At 50.7% G+C, this 16,740-nt stretch carries 12 protein-coding genes; 3 read left to right on the plus strand and 9 right to left on the minus strand.

Going from position 1 to position 16,740, the window contains the following annotated elements:
- Nucleotides 1–271: 271 nt before the first annotated feature.
- Complete coding sequence (locus tag ACN0YN_RS17520) at nt 272–2,092, plus strand: ArnT family glycosyltransferase (protein ID WP_417386328.1); 1,821 nt, start codon at nt 272–274, stop codon at nt 2,090–2,092.
- Nucleotides 2,093–2,367: 275 nt separating this feature from the next.
- Nucleotides 2,368–3,354 carry a ParB/RepB/Spo0J family partition protein gene (locus tag ACN0YN_RS17525; protein WP_417386329.1) on the plus strand — a complete coding sequence of 329 codons (987 nt, stop codon included), beginning with the start codon at nt 2,368–2,370 and terminating at the stop codon, nt 3,352–3,354.
- Nucleotides 3,355–3,403: 49 nt separating this feature from the next.
- Here ACN0YN_RS17525 and ACN0YN_RS17530 read toward each other — a convergent pair whose 3' ends face one another.
- From ACN0YN_RS17530 to ACN0YN_RS17550, 5 genes are all read right to left on the minus strand, one after another.
- Nucleotides 3,404–5,590 (minus strand): tetratricopeptide repeat protein, encoded by a 2,187-nt coding sequence (locus ACN0YN_RS17530; RefSeq protein WP_417386330.1) that lies wholly within the window; start codon nt 5,588–5,590, stop codon nt 3,404–3,406.
- Nucleotides 5,591–5,761: 171 nt separating this feature from the next.
- The gene (gene hflX, locus ACN0YN_RS17535) at nt 5,762–7,114 is read right to left on the minus strand and encodes a GTPase HflX (RefSeq protein WP_417386331.1); all 1,353 of its coding nucleotides are present in this window, start codon (nt 7,112–7,114) and stop codon (nt 5,762–5,764) included.
- 205 nt (nt 7,115–7,319) lie between these two features.
- Nucleotides 7,320–9,221, minus strand: coding sequence for a DUF3857 domain-containing protein (locus ACN0YN_RS17540; RefSeq protein ID WP_417386332.1), 1,902 nt, complete (start codon nt 9,219–9,221; stop codon nt 7,320–7,322).
- Nucleotides 9,222–9,465: 244 nt separating this feature from the next.
- A complete protein-coding gene (locus tag ACN0YN_RS17545; protein ID WP_417386333.1) occupies nt 9,466–9,705 on the minus strand; it encodes a hypothetical protein in 240 nt (79 codons plus the stop codon).
- A gap of 557 nt (nt 9,706–10,262) precedes the next feature.
- Nucleotides 10,263–11,084 carry a sugar phosphate isomerase/epimerase family protein gene (locus ACN0YN_RS17550; protein WP_417386334.1) on the minus strand — a complete coding sequence of 274 codons (822 nt, stop codon included), beginning with the start codon at nt 11,082–11,084 and terminating at the stop codon, nt 10,263–10,265.
- A gap of 387 nt (nt 11,085–11,471) precedes the next feature.
- Between ACN0YN_RS17550 and ACN0YN_RS17555 the strand changes: the two genes are divergently transcribed.
- Nucleotides 11,472–12,854, plus strand: coding sequence for a hypothetical protein (locus ACN0YN_RS17555; protein WP_417386335.1), 1,383 nt, complete (start codon nt 11,472–11,474; stop codon nt 12,852–12,854).
- Between the two features lie 156 nt (nt 12,855–13,010).
- On the opposite strand, the gene ACN0YN_RS17560 is transcribed toward ACN0YN_RS17555, so the two are convergent.
- The 4 genes from ACN0YN_RS17560 to ACN0YN_RS17575 form a co-directional block, all read right to left on the minus strand.
- The gene (locus ACN0YN_RS17560; protein WP_417386336.1) at nt 13,011–13,436 is read right to left on the minus strand and encodes a carboxypeptidase regulatory-like domain-containing protein; all 426 of its coding nucleotides are present in this window, start codon (nt 13,434–13,436) and stop codon (nt 13,011–13,013) included.
- A gap of 188 nt (nt 13,437–13,624) precedes the next feature.
- Nucleotides 13,625–14,623: a DUF1559 domain-containing protein gene (locus ACN0YN_RS17565; RefSeq protein ID WP_417386337.1), complete on the minus strand. Its 999-nt coding sequence runs from the start codon at nt 14,621–14,623 to the stop codon at nt 13,625–13,627.
- Nucleotides 14,624–14,759: 136 nt separating this feature from the next.
- Nucleotides 14,760–16,127: a FecR domain-containing protein gene (locus tag ACN0YN_RS17570; RefSeq protein ID WP_417386338.1), complete on the minus strand. Its 1,368-nt coding sequence runs from the start codon at nt 16,125–16,127 to the stop codon at nt 14,760–14,762.
- On the minus strand, nt 16,127–16,639 hold the full coding sequence (locus tag ACN0YN_RS17575; protein WP_417386339.1) for a sigma-70 family RNA polymerase sigma factor: 513 nt from the start codon (nt 16,637–16,639) through the stop codon (nt 16,127–16,129). Before ACN0YN_RS17575 ends, ACN0YN_RS17570 begins: the two co-directional genes overlap by 1 nt.
- Nucleotides 16,640–16,740: the final 101 nt, after the last annotated feature.

Below are 16,740 nucleotides of genomic sequence, written 5' to 3' on the forward strand. Positions count from 1 at the left end.
GGGTAACCTGGACAGAACCGTTTCGGACAGGGCTGTCTTCCTGATGAAAATTCGATAACATCGTTCACTGTATTATAGGCGGACAGATCAGAATCCCAACGTGAGTTCAAAAATCCTGTTCTGTCCTGTCAACATAATTCAGGCTCTGGTTTCCGCTCAGACTATGATAATTCACGAATCAGGGGAATTGATAGGCACAGGACCACGGTTCCTGTAGAATTTGGAAACTTGGATTTGATCAATAAAACGACATCAAAATTGAAAGCAGGACGTGGCACGGCTCAAGCAGACAACTCAGAAAACGACATCGATCCCGCGTTCGGAAATGATCATGGTCGCCTCGATCCTGCTGGTGGGATGCCTGCTGCGGATTCTGTTTCTTTCAGACTCAGCGATCGAGCATTTCGACGAAGGTGTCTACGCATCGAATCTGTGGTTCTCCGCAGAGCAGGGGGCCGAGTACCCGGGACGATTTTATTACGCACCGCCGCTCTTCCCGTTCCTGATTGAGTGGTCGATGATCTTCCTGGGAAGCGGACCGCTGGGGGTATTTCTGCCTTCGCTCCTCTTCGGAATACTGACGGTCCTTTTGATCTGGTGGGTGGCCCGTGAGTGGTTTGGTCCAGCGGCAGGGCTGGTCGCGCTGGCGCTGGCCAGTCTGAGCGACCTGCATCTGCTCTACAGCCGAGTCGCACTCACCGATGTGGGACTCGGGTTCTGTCTGTTGCTGGCGGTCTATCTGACCTGGAAAAGTTTCATTTCCGAAGACTGGAAATGGCCCCTGCTGTCGGGCATTGTGACTGGCGCTGGCTGGTCGATCAAATACAATGGCTGGCTTCCACTGGCGGTGGGAATCTCCGGATTGATTCCATGGGTTCTGTTTCGTCGACGTCAGCTCCCGCGGCCTGCCGGATATTTTCTCCGGTGGCTGGTCATTGCAGTCATCGGATTTCTGGTCTGGTCTCCCGTTCTGATCGGGTTGCAGAAGTCGGGTGGCTATTCGGTCGTCTCGGCTAATCACAGTCGCTACATCGTCGGGTTCTCGGGTTGGCTCGATTCCTTTCGGCGTCAATGGGAGAACCATCGAATGCTGGAAGGCACCTCTGGTTTTCTCAGCCTGGGCATCGTCTGTCTGGTACTCTGTGTTCTGGTCGTTCATTGGAGAACAGTCAAATCAGAGTCTGCTGCTTCCGTTACTTCCGATGGTCCCTCGCCAGGTTTCACGTGGAACCTGGTCCTGTTGGGGCTGTTTGCTGCCGCTCCCATTTTGCTCTCTGCTTTTGTGGGGATCAGTCCCGTGCTTGGTCTGTTGGCAGTGATCGGGATTCTGTTGCAGTTGTTTTTCTCTGCGGGAAGATTTCTATTTCCGATTTCATCTGAGAAAGATCAGATACCGGAATCAGAACTGCATCGCGAACTGGCGACCTGGTTGCTGGCTGCCTGGTTCTGTGGTCTGCTGCTGGCGACACCACTCTACTATCCCTATCCCCGCCTGACGATTCCCTGGACCATGTCTGCCTGGCTGGGAACCGCTGCCTTGGCGGGCTGGCTGGATCAGAGGTCAGGGGGATCCTTCTCGGAACTGTTCCAGCCTTCCTCCAGATCAGATCAGAATCGCTTCCGTTTCACTCCAGCTGTTGGTGTGGTGGCTGTGGCTGTGCTGCTGGTCGTCGCATTCAAACCCTGGACTCTGGTGGCCTGGCAATCGCGAACCGGACTCGAGTCAATCGCACAGAATATCCTCGCTGACCTGCGGTCCGATTCAGGTGACAACAGCGAGAATGCGATTCTCTATACCTACGCTGAGCCTGGTCTGTTTTATTACCTCAAGGCACAAGGGCATCCTCTGACCGGTCCGGTTGCTGATCTGGAGTTTCTGAATTCTCTCTCGTCACAAAATCCCGCCTATCTGGTCGCGGGTCCCCATGCGACGACAGATCCGAATTTTCAGAAACAGTTCGCGAGAGTGAAAGACCGTTTTGAACTGGTTCACTCTTATGACTACTCACCCAGCCTTCTGGTCAGGTTAAATCAATCTGTACCCGGTGACTCAACTGAAACTGAGCCGGTCCTGCTCTATCGCGCCCGGTAGTTCTGGCAAGGCAGGTGTTCCACGTGAAACACCCGATTCAGATAAATCAAAACTCAATGCTGCTGGGCAACGCGTGACTGATTCAGACGGAGGCTCCAGTAGGCTGTGAAGTAACTCAGGCAAGGTGGGTGTTCCACGTGAAACACCGGACACAGTCAAGTCACCTGGGTGTGTTTGAAAGCCCTCTTGCTTCATTTCGAAATTCGAAATAGAATCCCGCGCCTTGTGTTACCCTCCGTTATTTTCAGGCAGTTTAATTATAAGAGAAGAAGGTCATGGAAGATCAAAACCAGAATCCAGAAGATCCACAGGTGGATCCCGCAGAAACTCCCGGTGCCCCCCGTCGTCGATTAGGTCGCGGCTTGAATGCTTTACTCGGACGCGGAGCTGACTCCGATTCCGATCAGCAGGGTGATGGCCAGGCTCCCGAGGGACAGGAAGTATTCGTTCCCGCCGAGCAGGACCAGATTGATATCGATCTGATTGAACGCAATCCCTACCAGCCTCGGCAGGATTTCGCGGCAGACTCACTCAAAGAACTCGAAGGCAGTATCCGTCAGCATGGCATTTTGCAGCCTCTGCTCGTCCGTCCTTACGAAGGGGCATATCAGCTGATTGCCGGCGAGCGTCGTCTGAAGGCGGCCCGCGAAGCCGGATTGAAAACGGTTCCCTGCCGCGTGCTGAACCTGGAAGAGCGACAGGTTTGTGAAGTCGCGATCGAGGAGAATCTCAAGCGAAAAGATCTGAATGTTCTCGAAAAGGCGCAGGCATTCAAAAACTATCTGTCACAATTCGACAGTACCATCGAGCAGCTGGCTCAGCGACTGAGTCTGGATCGTTCGACCGTCAACAATATGATCCGCCTGCTGGATCTGGCAGAACCCGTCAAGCAGGCGCTGCAGGAAGAAAAAATCTCCGCCGGTCATGCCCGGACCTTGCTCAGTCTGGATAACGACAAACAGGTGGCACTCTGCGAGCAGATCCAGTCAGAGTCACTCTCGGTCCGCAAGACTGAAGCCGAGGTGAGGAAGATCCTCAAAGGTGAAGTTGATACTGTCCCGTTTGAGAACACAAAGCAACCAGCGGCGGCACCACCGCAGATGACGAATCATCTGGTTGATCTCCAGCAGCAACTGCGAGAGATCCTGGGAGCCCAGGTGGAGATCAAACTCAAGACCGAACACTCAGGTCAGATTCTGATTCCCTTCGATTCGAATGATACCTTCGAGCGTATCACCGGGGTTCTCAGAAGATCTGCCTGACAGATCCGTCAGACAAATACTCTCAGTCATCCACAGACCCGGGAGGCATTCACTTGCCTTCCGGGTTTGCTTTTTGATGCATGTTCAAATAGATCTGGCGGAACTGCTGGTTGTTGGGCTGCAGCCTGACCAGCGCGGCCGCTGATTCCCATGCCAGTTTCCACTGCTGCTGTTTCTCATAGAGCAGGGTCAGCATCAACCGAAAATCCGCTGACTGCGGTTCCAGCTCGCAGGCTTGCTTCAATGCGATGACCGCTTCGTCTTCCCGACCCAGCAGATAATAGAGCAGCCCCAGTCGGTATTGGAGCATGGGATTATCGGGAAGCAGTCTGGCATCTCGCGCCAGCAGCTCTGCTTCTTTGGTCCGCAGTTCTTTGACTTCGTCTGCTCTACCCTGTTGCTCCAGCAGCTGGGCCAGATTGGAACGCGGACCTGCGACGGCGGGCGAGAGTTTGATCGCCGTTCGAAATTCGTCTTCCGCTTTCTTCAGGTCTCCCTGGTTTGCGTAGAGGATTCCCAGGCTCATGTGGGAACCAGACTGGTCACCGTCAGTCAGCAGACCCGCCTTGTATTCTTCCAGTGCCTGCTTCAGTGCTTTCTGGTTCTGACTGGTGTCCGGCATGACTGGCAGGCCGGAGAGGATGCGGGCGACTTCGGACCGGACGCCACGCGAGGAATCCGTCAGTCCTTCCGCCAGCAGTTTGCCGATCTGGCTGGCTTCCTGTTCGGAAGCGGGAGCCCAGCCTTCAAATCCCTGGAGTGCCGCCAGGCGGACCAGTTCTTCTTTGGACTTCAAAGCGCGTTCGACGACCTCGCGACTTTCCGGTGTGTTGTAGCGGGTTGCCAGTAAGGAGACCGCTGTCGCACGGACAATGGGACCGACTTCTTTTTCCCGGGTCAGTTTGATGAGGGGCTGTTCGGCTTCCGGTTTGCCGGCGCGACCTGCTGCCAGAATCTCGCCATAGTGGGGATCGTCCCTCCGTTTCGGTCCGTACCATTCCTCCACTTTGTGAGCCGCCCATTCCGCATTCTCTTCGGGTTTTGTGTGACACTGATTGCAGGCATTGGGGGTCCCCAGTTTGACCGACAGGTCAGGGCGGGGGATACGCAGACTGTGATCGCGTCGCGGGTCAACTCCCATATACGTTTTGGATGGCATATGGCATTCAACGCAAGCGGCTCCTTTGGTGCCCATCTTGTGATGATGGTGGCCGGGGACATCGTATTTGGCTTCCAGGTGACACTGGGTACAAAGCTTGTTGCCTTCAAACTTGAGCTTCAGCGAATGGGGATTGTGACAGTCGGTGCAGCGCACCCCTTTGCGATACATTTTGCTCTGCGTGAAAGAACCGAAGACATAGACCTCTTCATTGATCTGCCCGTCGGGATGATAGAGATGATCATCCAGCAGGGAGAGGGCAAAGTGGTCGTGGAACCGGTCCAGGGGAGTGTGCCCGGGGGCCACGTGTCGGCGATGCGAATGGCAGGGAGCACAGCTCTCCAGTTGTGCGGTGGCGTCTTTGCCTTTCAGTTTCGCCAGCCCATATCCGTAACGACGATCCCAGAACAGCGAATGGGAATTGGCCAGCTTTACGTGAATCGAACCCGGGCCGTGACAGGCTTCGCAGCTCACTCGCATCTCCGAAAAAGAGAAATGATGCGCATCGGTGGCGACGTCATAATTTTTTGCCCAGTTGGTTGTATGGCATTCCGCGCACATGTGGTTCCAGTTCTGAGCCGATCCGGTCCAGTGCAGCGGGTCTTCGGGACCAAACGGTTCGTCGGGACTGGCGTAGTACCAGCGTTTCATTACTGTGTCCCAGGTCACCGGGAGCACCTGGATTTTGCCGCGCTCCAGTTCAGCCAGATACTGCTGAAGCGGCCTTACGCCGATGACGTACTTGACCTCAAATCGCGCCCGTTTTCCATCCGGCCCCTGGGTGGTGACGAAATACTTGTCCCCTTCATGGGTCATGTTGGACGTGATGCCGAAGTGTTCCAGCTCAGTATTGTCGAAATCTCCGAGCACGAATTCAGGGATGGCCGGGTTCATGGCGAGATCGTGATCAGAGCCTTTCCATTCCTGGGCTTGTTTCTGATGGCATTGGAAGCAGGTTTGCCTGCCGACATAGGTTGCCTGTTCTCCTTCAGGCAGAGCCGACCACCAGTCGATCGCCAGGCCGATGGACGTGATACTCAGAAATATGATGATGCCGTAAATCCATCGTTTCTTCATCGCGCTGGTACTTTGTCAGTCTGTCTCGGGAAGTCGGGTGGATATCATTCCGGAGTTTCCACTTCCGAATGATGCGGTCATCGCTCCGTTGAGTTTAGAGAACGTTTCTGTATGAATCAGTAATACACAATTTTACTGGCAGGGGAAAGCGCACCGGGTCGGGAACCGGTCTCAGTATTCGTTGACGCTTTCTTCCGGAATCATATCTCCCGGGACAGCCAGTTCATCATCATGGAGTTTGAGCTCGGTATCGGGACCGGTTTTCAGCATAGGTAGAAACCGTCTGGCGATGCGAGCCCGATAGGTGACGCGGGTATCATCGTGAGAATACTCGCGCGACAGAATCAGAGAGTGGTCTTCCAACTGTGAGAGCAGCTTGCCATTTCCGACGGGAGTTTCCAGTTCTACGATAACGTAACCTGATGCCAGCCGATCGATGACAGCCTGGGAGAGTCGATCCAGGCCTTCGCCGGAAACGGCACTCACGGTGATTGCGTTGTCATATTTCAGACGCAACACATCCAGCTTGGATCGGTCTTCTACTTTGTCTGATTTGTTGAAAACCAGGACCGCATTTTTATAGTCGATCCCGATGTCGTTCAAAACCTTGTTAACGGTTTTGATATGGTGTTCCACTTCCGGATTGCTGCAGTCTACCACATGCAGTAACAGGTCTGCCTGTCGCGCTTCTTCCAATGTAGACTTGAACGAAGCGACCAGATGGTGGGGTAGATCGCGGACGAATCCGACCGTATCACTCAATAATATTTCGCCCCAGTGCGGGAGCTCCCAGCGCCGTGTGCGCGTATCGAGCGTGGCAAACAGCTGGTCTGCAATATAGACGTCCGCGCCGGTGAGTGCATTCATCAGGGTACTTTTGCCGGCGTTGGTATATCCCACCAGTGACACGGTCAGCTGCTGGAATCGATTGGACACGGTTCGTTCCCGGCGACGTTCAACTTCCGAGAGCTTGCGTTTGAGTTCAGCCACTCGTTTGTCCAACAGACGACGGTCCGTTTCCAGCTGCTTTTCACCAGGTCCACGACCCGCGCCAACACCCCCTTCGATACGCTCCAGGTGGGTCCACAATCGCTTCAATCGGGGACGGAAATAGAGCAGCTGCGCCAGCTCAACCTGCAGTTTGGCTTCGTAAGTTTTGGCATGGGTCGCAAAGATATCGAGGATCAGTTCGCTGCGGTCAACAATGATCGTGCCTGTTTCCTCTTCGATATTTCTCCCCTGAGACGGAGAGAGATTGTTATCAAAAATGATGAGCTCTGCATCGACGTGCTTCACCATCTGTTTGAGCTCGTCCAGTTTTCCTTTTCCCAGACAGGTGGCAGGATGGGGATTCTCCCGGTTCTGCACCAGAGTTCCCACGACTTTCACACCAGCAGTTTCCACGAGTCCTTTTAATTCGTCGAGGGCCTGACTCTTATCGATATGATTTGAGGGAGAAACAACGGAGACCAGAATGGCTCGTTTTGTTTTGACTTGTAGTTCTTCTCGTTTAGGATCCGCCAAGGAGTTGTAACCTTATCTAATATATAATGAGGAGAGTAATATTGGGGCTCAACTGGAGCCCTGCCTCCTACTCTCTATTTTAACAGGTTGTCAGTGAGAGAATAGGCTATTTATCTCTGTCTGACACCATTTCCTGTCTGGAAGTTCAGATTTCGATTGACAGCCGGTAAGGGAGCATTTTGAAGATATCAAATGATACAGATGTTTAATGAGAATGTTTCATTAAGACGATATCCAGCGCGTCGGCACGCGTGCAGGATTCCCAGTATTCTTTGAAATCCGGATACTCATTTTGAAACACAATCCCACCCAGATGATCTACCTGACGATCACAAATCAGGAATGAATCTTCAACGCGAACGGTTGCCTGATAGCGGCCCCATTTGCATTCAAAATGATGTTCGTAGGGTAGGCCGTAGCCGGTGAATCCGGCGGGAATCTGGATGCGATGACTGTCGGTGAACCGGATCGGACTGGGAGTCTGCAGGGCCGAGTTTCGTTTCTGAACGTTGATCAGACCGGCGGTCTGCATGGAGCCGATCCAGGGAATTCGAAACAGAATGATTTCTTCAATCTGTCTGGCCCATTGATCGAGGGTTGTGCGGCAGCTGTAACGGACCGGTTCAGAAATCTCTTTCAGGTTCAGGAATCGTGGCTCCTCGATACGGGCCCCCGTCCAGGTAGAGGCCAGTTCTTTTTCCAGTGTCAGCGATGTGTAGTCTTCATTGCGGTTCACATACTTCAAACGAAATTCCATCGCCGTATCACCGGATGTCGTGACTTCCGAACTGAACTGATAGCTGCAGTCGTCAGCGAGAATTCCTTCACAAACGCGATTGATCTGATGCCGCTCCGGACCTCCTTCCGGAATGGTAGTGAGTTCGCCTCCTTCACGATTCAGCAGCAGCGCCTGTGTCCCCTGATCATTAAACGGAATGTCTTTGAACGTGACCGGTCCTCCTGCGGGATCCAGCCACAGGCGTTCGCCACTGGATGTGGTCACAGAGACAATCGCATGATCGAAACGGGCACCGGGTAGCAATGCCGTCGAACCATTCATGCGTGTCAGTAAAATGGCGACTGAAGATTGAATGCCCTGATGTCTGAGTAGAGAGACCAGCAGCGAAGATTTATCTTTGCAGTCGCCGCGCATGTCTTCGAGCATCGATCCGACTTCGCGGGTTTTTTCCAGCGCCAGTTCATTCGGATGTCTCCCGTATCGGACATCTTCTGAAGCATACTTGTAAGCGGTGAATATTTTCTCTTCTTCAGTCTGCTCTTCCTGCATCAGCTCGGCTGACAATTTCTGAATCTGGGGAGGTGTCTTTTCCGGCGGTTCAAGATCGTTCAGATAAAAGCGGTTGATTGGTTGCCAGGAAGGAAGCGTTGTGAAGTCTACCCACGGAAGAACCTCGCGCGGATGTGGAGTTCCATCATCTGTTTCGTAACCTGGCAGATCATGCAGGTCCCACTGGTAGACCTGGTAGGCGCCGTGCTGCCAGGTTTGTGGTTCCAGGTCAGTGAGATGCAAACGGTACTCGAGTGAGAATGGTTGCGCTACCGCGACGGTATAACGAAGTCGACGACAGGGAATGGAAAACTGAAAGTACTCCTGTCCCCACATGCAGGCAGCGATTCGATCCGGGACAAAGTGATCCAGTTGTTCTTCCAGTTCGACAGTGACGCCGGGACGAAGCGGATAAAAATTGATCGCTGTCTGTCCGTATGGCTGAACCACTTTTTTCGCTTTTCTGGCACTGCCGTCTGGCAGATAAACTTTGGCAGCCTGGATTTTATGCAATGCTGTCTGACGATCATAAAACCGATAGACTTCATCCCATTGCGCCAGAGATTCATTTGAATATAACGCGGTCATGTTGTGTGCGCGTCGTGTAATAGTTCCATCGCGATGTAAAACCGCGGTTGCATCACTGAGTAAAATGAATTCGCCCCAATGCTGTAACGCTTCTTCAGAGACAGTCGGCTGACTGATTTCCTGATATGAAATTCGTGGTGCAAAACACAATGTGTTTCGCGCCATCTTAAACCGGGTACGCCACAGTTTTCGTTTTGGTTTTACAGGCCGATCTGTGCTGAGTTGATTCAAGGCAAGGGCACTTTCCGTCTGATCAGAATCACAAAGGAATCGAGATCTGATTGTAGCGTTAAATCAAGTCATGGTACCAGTATAAGAAGAGATGTGGTGTATTAATGAATACGCATGCTGTGCGAGAGCGATTCAGGGACTTACGTTCGCAGAATGGGAAGCTGTTTAAATAGAAGAAGCGATCGAAAAAACCGATCGCTTCTTACTCGTTATGGCTTGTTGTTTCCTGCTGCTAACAGAAAGACTATGCTTTCTTTTTAGCGGCTTTTTTCTTTGGAGCAGCTTTCTTTTTAACTGCTTTTTTCTTTGCAGCTGCCTTTTTCTTTGGGGCGGCTTTCTTAGCAGCTTTTTTAGGAGCAGCCTTCTTCTTTGGAGCAGCTTTCTTCTTCACTGCTTTTTTCTTTGGGGCTGCTTTCTTCTTGGGAGCAGCTTTCTTTGGTGCTGCCTTTTTAGGTGCTGCTTTCTTTGCCTTTTTCTTTGCCACCGCAAATCCTCCTTTGAGAGTTAAACGAGGGCTGCCTTGCCGCTGGCTCCGGGCTATAAGTCGGCAAAGGTCTGCCACAACGAATAAGAATTTGAAGTCTGTCAACCTTGACAGACTCCGATGTTTGTCCCCGTTTTGAATGAGCGTTGATTCAACTAAAACGAATTTTTAATTGACACTCATTACGCACTAAGGACTTACATCTATTTAATGGCAATCATCGTAAATATTTCGAAAAATTCTGCAAGCCAATTCTCTTATGAAAAGCATCTTTTCTGTGCGTTGTAAACCGACTCGTCAAGAGTGTTTAAAAAAGAAATCGCAATAAAAAACATCATCGCAAACTCACACTGTGTAGAACACATAAAAAAAGAAATCGATTTCACCCTACAAAAATAGGGTAAAATCGATCATTCTGTTTTTGCGTTAATGTCTTTGTCTTGTAGAGACGTTGTTTTAAAACACGCGCGCTGCAAATCAAAACGAGGCCAAAAAGGGGGTAGAATTTTTTTGACGTTTTCAAAAATTTTTTTGACTCATCGCTTGTTTTGAGTCATTCAGACGCTTTCCCAGACCTCTTTCATATAACGAAAACTTTCGCGCGCGATAAACTCACAGCCAGGTTCATAGTCAAAAACTTCGACTGAGATCCATCCATCGTATCGACTTTCTTTCAGCGCTTTGAAGATCGGATGGTAGTCGGTCTCACCCATGCCGGGACCCAGGAGATTGGAATCATTCACATGGAAGTGACCGGTTCGTGTGTCATATTTGTGAATGAGTTCCGGGATCGATTCGGTTTCCGCTCCGAGCATCGCTTTGACATCCTGATGCAACACAAAATTATCGGCTCCCACCATGTCGATCAGTTCGATTGCTTCGGCGCAGGTATTCACAAAATCGGTTTCTTTGGTGGTCAGCGGTTCCATACAGATCCGCACTCCACGTTCACCAATGGCAGGGAGACAGTTCCGGAAAACTTCTGCGGCATTTGCATATGCCTGCTCGCGCGTCATGCCTTCTTCAATATTTCGCTGAAAGGGAGAACCAAAGACCATTAAATCGCCTCCCAGGTCGGCACACAGGTCTCCGAGTTCAATCAGATAATCGGCTGTTTTTTTCCGGACAGCTGCATCAGCAGTGGTCAAATGCAAACCTTCTGTTTTTGCCAGAAGCCAGTGCAGGCCAAAGATTTGCAGCCCGCGATCTTCCGCCGTTTTTCTCAGGGATGCCCGTTGTTCTGCAGAAAGATCCGAGGGACGCTCGGCAAAAGCAAACGGAGCCAGCTCGATTCCCTTATAACCAATCTCAGCGATCAGATCGCATTGTTTTTCCCACTCCCAGTCAACAAACAATTCCTGACAAATGCCAAACTTCATTTAAATGTCTCACTTTACTATTGAACACAGATTCGAGGTTCCTTGAGTCATTTGAGGATAGCAGGCGGGCATTCGTTGATCGAGTCTTAGCCGGTAAATCTTCCAGCAGCTTTTGGAGATTACCAGTCAGGTACTTAGATCATTCGTATCGGCATAACAGTCATAATCGTTGAAAGAGAGCGGGGGGACAAGCCTGGAGAATCGCCGACAGGTATCGATTGTAGTGGTCGAATGGTTTGTGGTGTCTCAGGGGAACAGGTTGAGTGGTAAGCTGCGGAGAAATGGGTGTATCGGTTAAGCGGTGTCAACTTTGATGACGAAGTAGATTCTAACTGTTTCCAGTTTTCAATTTTGTATGCTGAACAACTCATGTAGAGGAATAGACCAATGAAAAATGCAACCTGGATTCCCCTTCTGGCGGCCGCGATGATTATGGCCTGCTTTGGGGAGCAAGCCCAGGCAGGTTACCTGGGAGCAGGTAGATACAAGTGTTGTCCCACAGAGGCATGTACTTCTTGTGGCGATTACTGTGCTGCCAAAGAGTGCTCAAGTACCTGCTATAAAACCGTAGTTGAAACTGTATGGGAAAAGCAGAACTACACCTGCCAGAAGACAGTCTATGATACTGTCTGTGAAAAAGTTCCCGTCCAATACACAAAGAATGTGTACAAGACCTGCTACCGTGATGAATGTTACACGGTCTGCAAACCCGTGTATCAGACCTGCTACCGTGAGGTCTGCTACAATGTATGCCGTCCTGTTTACAAAACCTGCTACAAAACTGTGTGCTGCAAACGTCGTCGTCCGGTGTATAACACCTGCTACAAAGACGTCTGCTACTCAGTCTGCAAGCCGGTTTATAACACCTGCTACCGGGATGTCTGCTACACAGTTCGTCGTCCGATCTGCGAAACACATTACCGTGATGTGTGCTGCACGATCTACAAAACAAATTACAAAACCTGCTACCGGGATGTCTGCCGTACGATCTGCAAACCCGTTCATACCTGGCATGATGTAGAAGTCTGCTGTGGCGAATGGAAAACAGTCACCGAGCACTGCCCGGGACCGGTTGTTGAAAAATGTGTCTGTGAACCAGGAACCTGGGAATACGATTGCAGCTCCTGCTGCCCGATCTACAAACCTGGTTGCTGCAAAACAGTCAAGGTTCAGTGCCCCGGCACTACTATCTGCCGACGAGTCTGGTGCCCCAAGACGGTCACCCGCAAAGTCTGCTGCACAACATACGAACGCGAGTGCAAGCATGAACGGGTTCCTTACACAGTATGTGAGCGAGTTCCCTGCACGATTACCAAGAAGGTACCGTACACCTGCGTTCGCTATGAGTGCGAAACACGAACCAAGAAGGTTCCTTATACTACCTGCCAGATGGTCCGTGAATGCCGAACCCGCAAGGTTCCTTACACGACCTGCTGCTGGAAAGAAGAATGTGTTACCAAACAGGTTCCTTACACCACTTGCACCATGGTTTCAGAATGCCGGACCCGCAAGGTTCCCTATACCACCTGCAGCTATGAGCAGCAAACCTGTACCCGCAAAGTTCCTTACACTACCTGTGAGCAGGTCTGCTGCACACGGTATGTTACTCGAACCAAGTGTGTACCGCGAACTGTTTGTGTGACAAAAACAAGATGTGTTCCAAGACAAGTATGCCGCAAGGTACCCGTGCCAACCTGTTGCCCCGAGCCAACCTGTACGGCTCCCGCACCTAAAACTTGCACGGCACCTGCTCCGACTTGTTCGAACTAGTCAACGAGACGCCAGAAGAGTTTTCAGTAATTGAAAATTGAAACTGCGAGAGGGCGGTTGATCGCAAGATCAGCCGCCCTTTTTTCGATTTTAAGGTACGGTGCTCCCCAAAAAGCAATTCAGCGCAAATAAATTTCCGGCCAGGGCCGATTCGCGTTAATTGGGCTGGCTCTGCAGTGAGAAGTCGATGGTGTTTTCGCCAGGTGAAACTTCGGCAGTAAGTCGGCTCTTCGAATTGTAAACTGGGGGGAGCAGTTCTTTGGAGCCGGGCACCAGCGGTTCACCCCCTTCGCCTCCTGTTGCCGCACGTTCTGTTGTGATCTTTACACTATGGTGACCGATCATCGCTCCTGCTCTGTCGATGGAGAACTGTAATTCATAAACGCCATCGGCATTGGTGGTACCGACCGAAGTTCGTCCCTCTGACGGAGAGAACTCAACCCGTGCATCTGCTACAGGTTGACCATCGAGAGTGATGTTACCAGTCACAGTAGCGAGGTCTGGGCCTGAATTTCCGCAGCCGGTCAACATCAGGTAGATCAAACAATTCAGTCCACACAATTTCAAAAGCCTGAGCGGCATGACAATTATCCTTTTCAAAAGACACTTTGCCTTGAGCGTAGTCTCTCGCACAAATTTCTAAACAACGAAACGGTAGTCAATCATCGTCGTGGGAAATTCAGGTCTCTTACATCTTGAAGGTTCAATCGAATAGAACCCTTCGCGTTCTGAGACGTGAATGAAAGTATGCCAATCCAATGGAGGGGCGTTTAGAATTCACCCAGGATCTGACCATCGGCGACACCAATCAGACTTTCCAACGTACTGTTGACGGCATCATCCGTATTCAAATTGATGTTCTCACTGATGAACCGTACGGCACCGTCTGCGAGACCAAAGTGAGCTCCTCCGGTATGAAGTGAACTGAATGCCTGGCGGGTTGCGACATTTGACGGGTTCGCCGGATTGATGGAGTATGTCGCAGCGCCAAAGATGGCGATCAGTCCCTGGTTACCACTTGCCTGTTCCGGTCCGTTGGTACCACCAAATTCACGAGCCGCGTAAAGTGTACCTGCGTAAAAATCAACAGTACCCATTTTGTAGGAGCGCTCCCCGACCAGGATTGTGTTACTTGCTCCGTCTGTGATATCGCGAAACCTCAAACTGCTGTCGCGCCAGAATGCTCCCGTGGCTCCCGATCCCCCGTTGGCACCATTTGATGAACGGGACTGACGCAGGGTCCGGTTGTTATTGGATGCGACATAGTTTGAAACAGGAAGTCCGTAATTAGTGCCACTGTCGGCCTGAATTTCCTGTCCTGCATTTCCATTCAGAGATGGACCGGGATCAGAAGGGCAGCGGAATGCGGCGAGTGGCTGTTGCATGCTGGTACGGACGGTTGCATCGTTCAAAGCTGTTGATGGAGTAATCGGCCCCGGATTCATCTGATTGTAGAGAGGAGCCTGATCAATATACGGTAAGATCATAGTACTCCACGCCCAATGACCTTCGTTATCTGCAAGCGTTCCCCCCGATCCTCGTTCGTCTACATAGCCGGGAGGGAACATTTTGAATGTATCGTGATAGTTCTGGAACGCCAGACCGAGCTGTTTCAGATTATTTTTGCATTGGGAGCGGCGTGCTGCTTCCCGAGCCTGCTGGACCGCAGGCAGAAGCAGGGCGATCAATATCGCAATAATGGCGATGACAACAAGTAATTCAATCAACGTGAATCCTCGAAAACGCTGTGCAGTTCGATGAGATTTCATAAATGTCTCCTTGTGAACAGATAACATGAAAAAACGGCAGATAATGGCGCAATCCTGACTCACAACTTTGAGTCAGGTAGAATTTGTGAATATTGAAAGTAAGCATTTCATAAACAAAACGGTTGCAAACAAAAGGTTAAGGGCTGGCAACCAGAACACGAAATTCGTCAACGAATTTCGTACCCGTATACAAAATGATTTTTAGTGATTTACGATCTTCCGAGAGTCTCAGAATGTCCTGGTGTCCTCCATCTTCGGAGATGCGGGCTTCAACCTCCTGGTGTTTGATGGGCGGGCACACACCACTTGCACAGAGCGGGTTCAAGACAGCATCTGTTTCAAGCAGTCGGTTCTTTGTTGTGATGATGCCGAGAACCGGGCGATGAAAATGGACCTCTCCTTCAACACGAATCATGTCCTGATTGTTACTGATGGGATCGTAGTAAATTCGATAGCAGTCTACTGTCATGCCCCGTGGGATAAAATCGGTTGCTTTTTCAATCTGAGCCTCTGCCTGGTAATTGCCAGGTTGAGAGATAGAAACAGGTAAGTTTTCCGAGAGCAGAATATTTCGTTTTTCGGGAAACAGAAAAATGGCCCCGTCCTGTTCGAGTACCTGAAAATCTCCCCGGGCAATCTGATCCGGAAGTTGCTCTTGAAAAATCACATTGTCGGAAAAGTGGTTTACGGCATAATCTCGCGCAATCAGTGGAATAAAATCACTGCTGGAGTAGTTGCTGTGTTGTATTCTTTTCGAAGCCGAGTCAATCTGCACTGCCTGGTTAGCAGTCAGTTCTGTGGCATTCGGGTTTTCGGAATCTCCACCAACCGAAACTTTTCCTCGATAAACTTTTATCTCCGCGTTTTGACTCTTGTCCACACTCACAGAAAAACTGGTTCCCCAGTCAACGATGCGGCCCGCTTTTGTGCCGACTCTGAAACCTTGCCCGGCTTCAGGAATGTCGGCAACCAGTTTTCCCCGGTCCAGGGTGACGGAATTGTCTCCATCCACAGTAAAGAATGCAGGCGCTTTGAGATTGACGATCGAACCCGTTTTGTAACGGATTTCAATTTCGCCCTTGATCAGATGTCGCTGCGACCCGGAGCGAACCGGTTCTTCCTGCATCACAGGGCCTGAAGTCCACTCGCTGTTCGGCTGAGGAAAGACGTATGCAACCGGGTGCATCATATACAGGAAGAGAAAGCTGGCTGTTAACAGACACGCACAGACAGTGATATATCCGATCAGATTCCAGTTCTTTCTGACAGGCTTCTCGATGGCAGGTAAATGCGACCATTCCTGTGGCGTCGTTGAATCAGTGAATACCCATTCCAGTTGTGTCTGTAATGTCGAGAACTGGATGAAAAAAACTCTGGCTTCCGGGTCAGACTTCAACCGTGACTGCAACTGATAGAGTTCTCGTTCATTCAGCTGATTGTCAAAATGACGAGCCACTAATGAAGGGAGCGGATCTTCCCTGTTGGCGGAATTTTCTGTAATCATTAATAACGAGTCCTCGCAGCGATTGTTTTCTGTATGCAATCCTGGAGACGCAATCGGATTCGCAATAACATGACACTGATGGCTTTTTCTGATTTCCCCCAATATTCGGCAATGCTTTTCAGTGGCAGAAACTGTCCATAGCGCTGCTGCATCAAGGTTCGTTTTTCTTCAGGTAGCTGGGTGAGGCAGGAACGCATTGCCTCGATTTGTTCATGGTAGAGGTCGGGCATGCTGTCGATGGTTTCAGACATGCTGTTCAGCAACTCATCGTCGAATAACATGCGGCTCCGGCTTTTGTCGCGCCAGTAAGACTGAATCTTGTAGAAGGCTACTTTTCGTGACCAGGCAAGAAAGTTCGTGCCCTGTGTAAAGCTGCTTTGTTTCTCCAGCAGGCATTGATTAATATCCTGAAGCAGATCGCGTGCATCGGATGTATTTCCCACCAGTGACAGCACATAGGCATGCAACTGCCCCTGATGCTGTAGCAGCTGCTGGAAAAATTGATTATTCACGATGACTTCATTCATCAGGGAAATCAGTTTCTGATCAAATGCATGCTCAAAGAAATGTGGAGTGACAAAGACCCTTCTAACTACATTCCAGTAAACCGGGT

The sequence above is a fragment of the Gimesia sp. genome (genome assembly GCF_048260065.1).
GTDB lineage: Bacteria > Planctomycetota > Planctomycetia > Planctomycetales > Planctomycetaceae > Gimesia.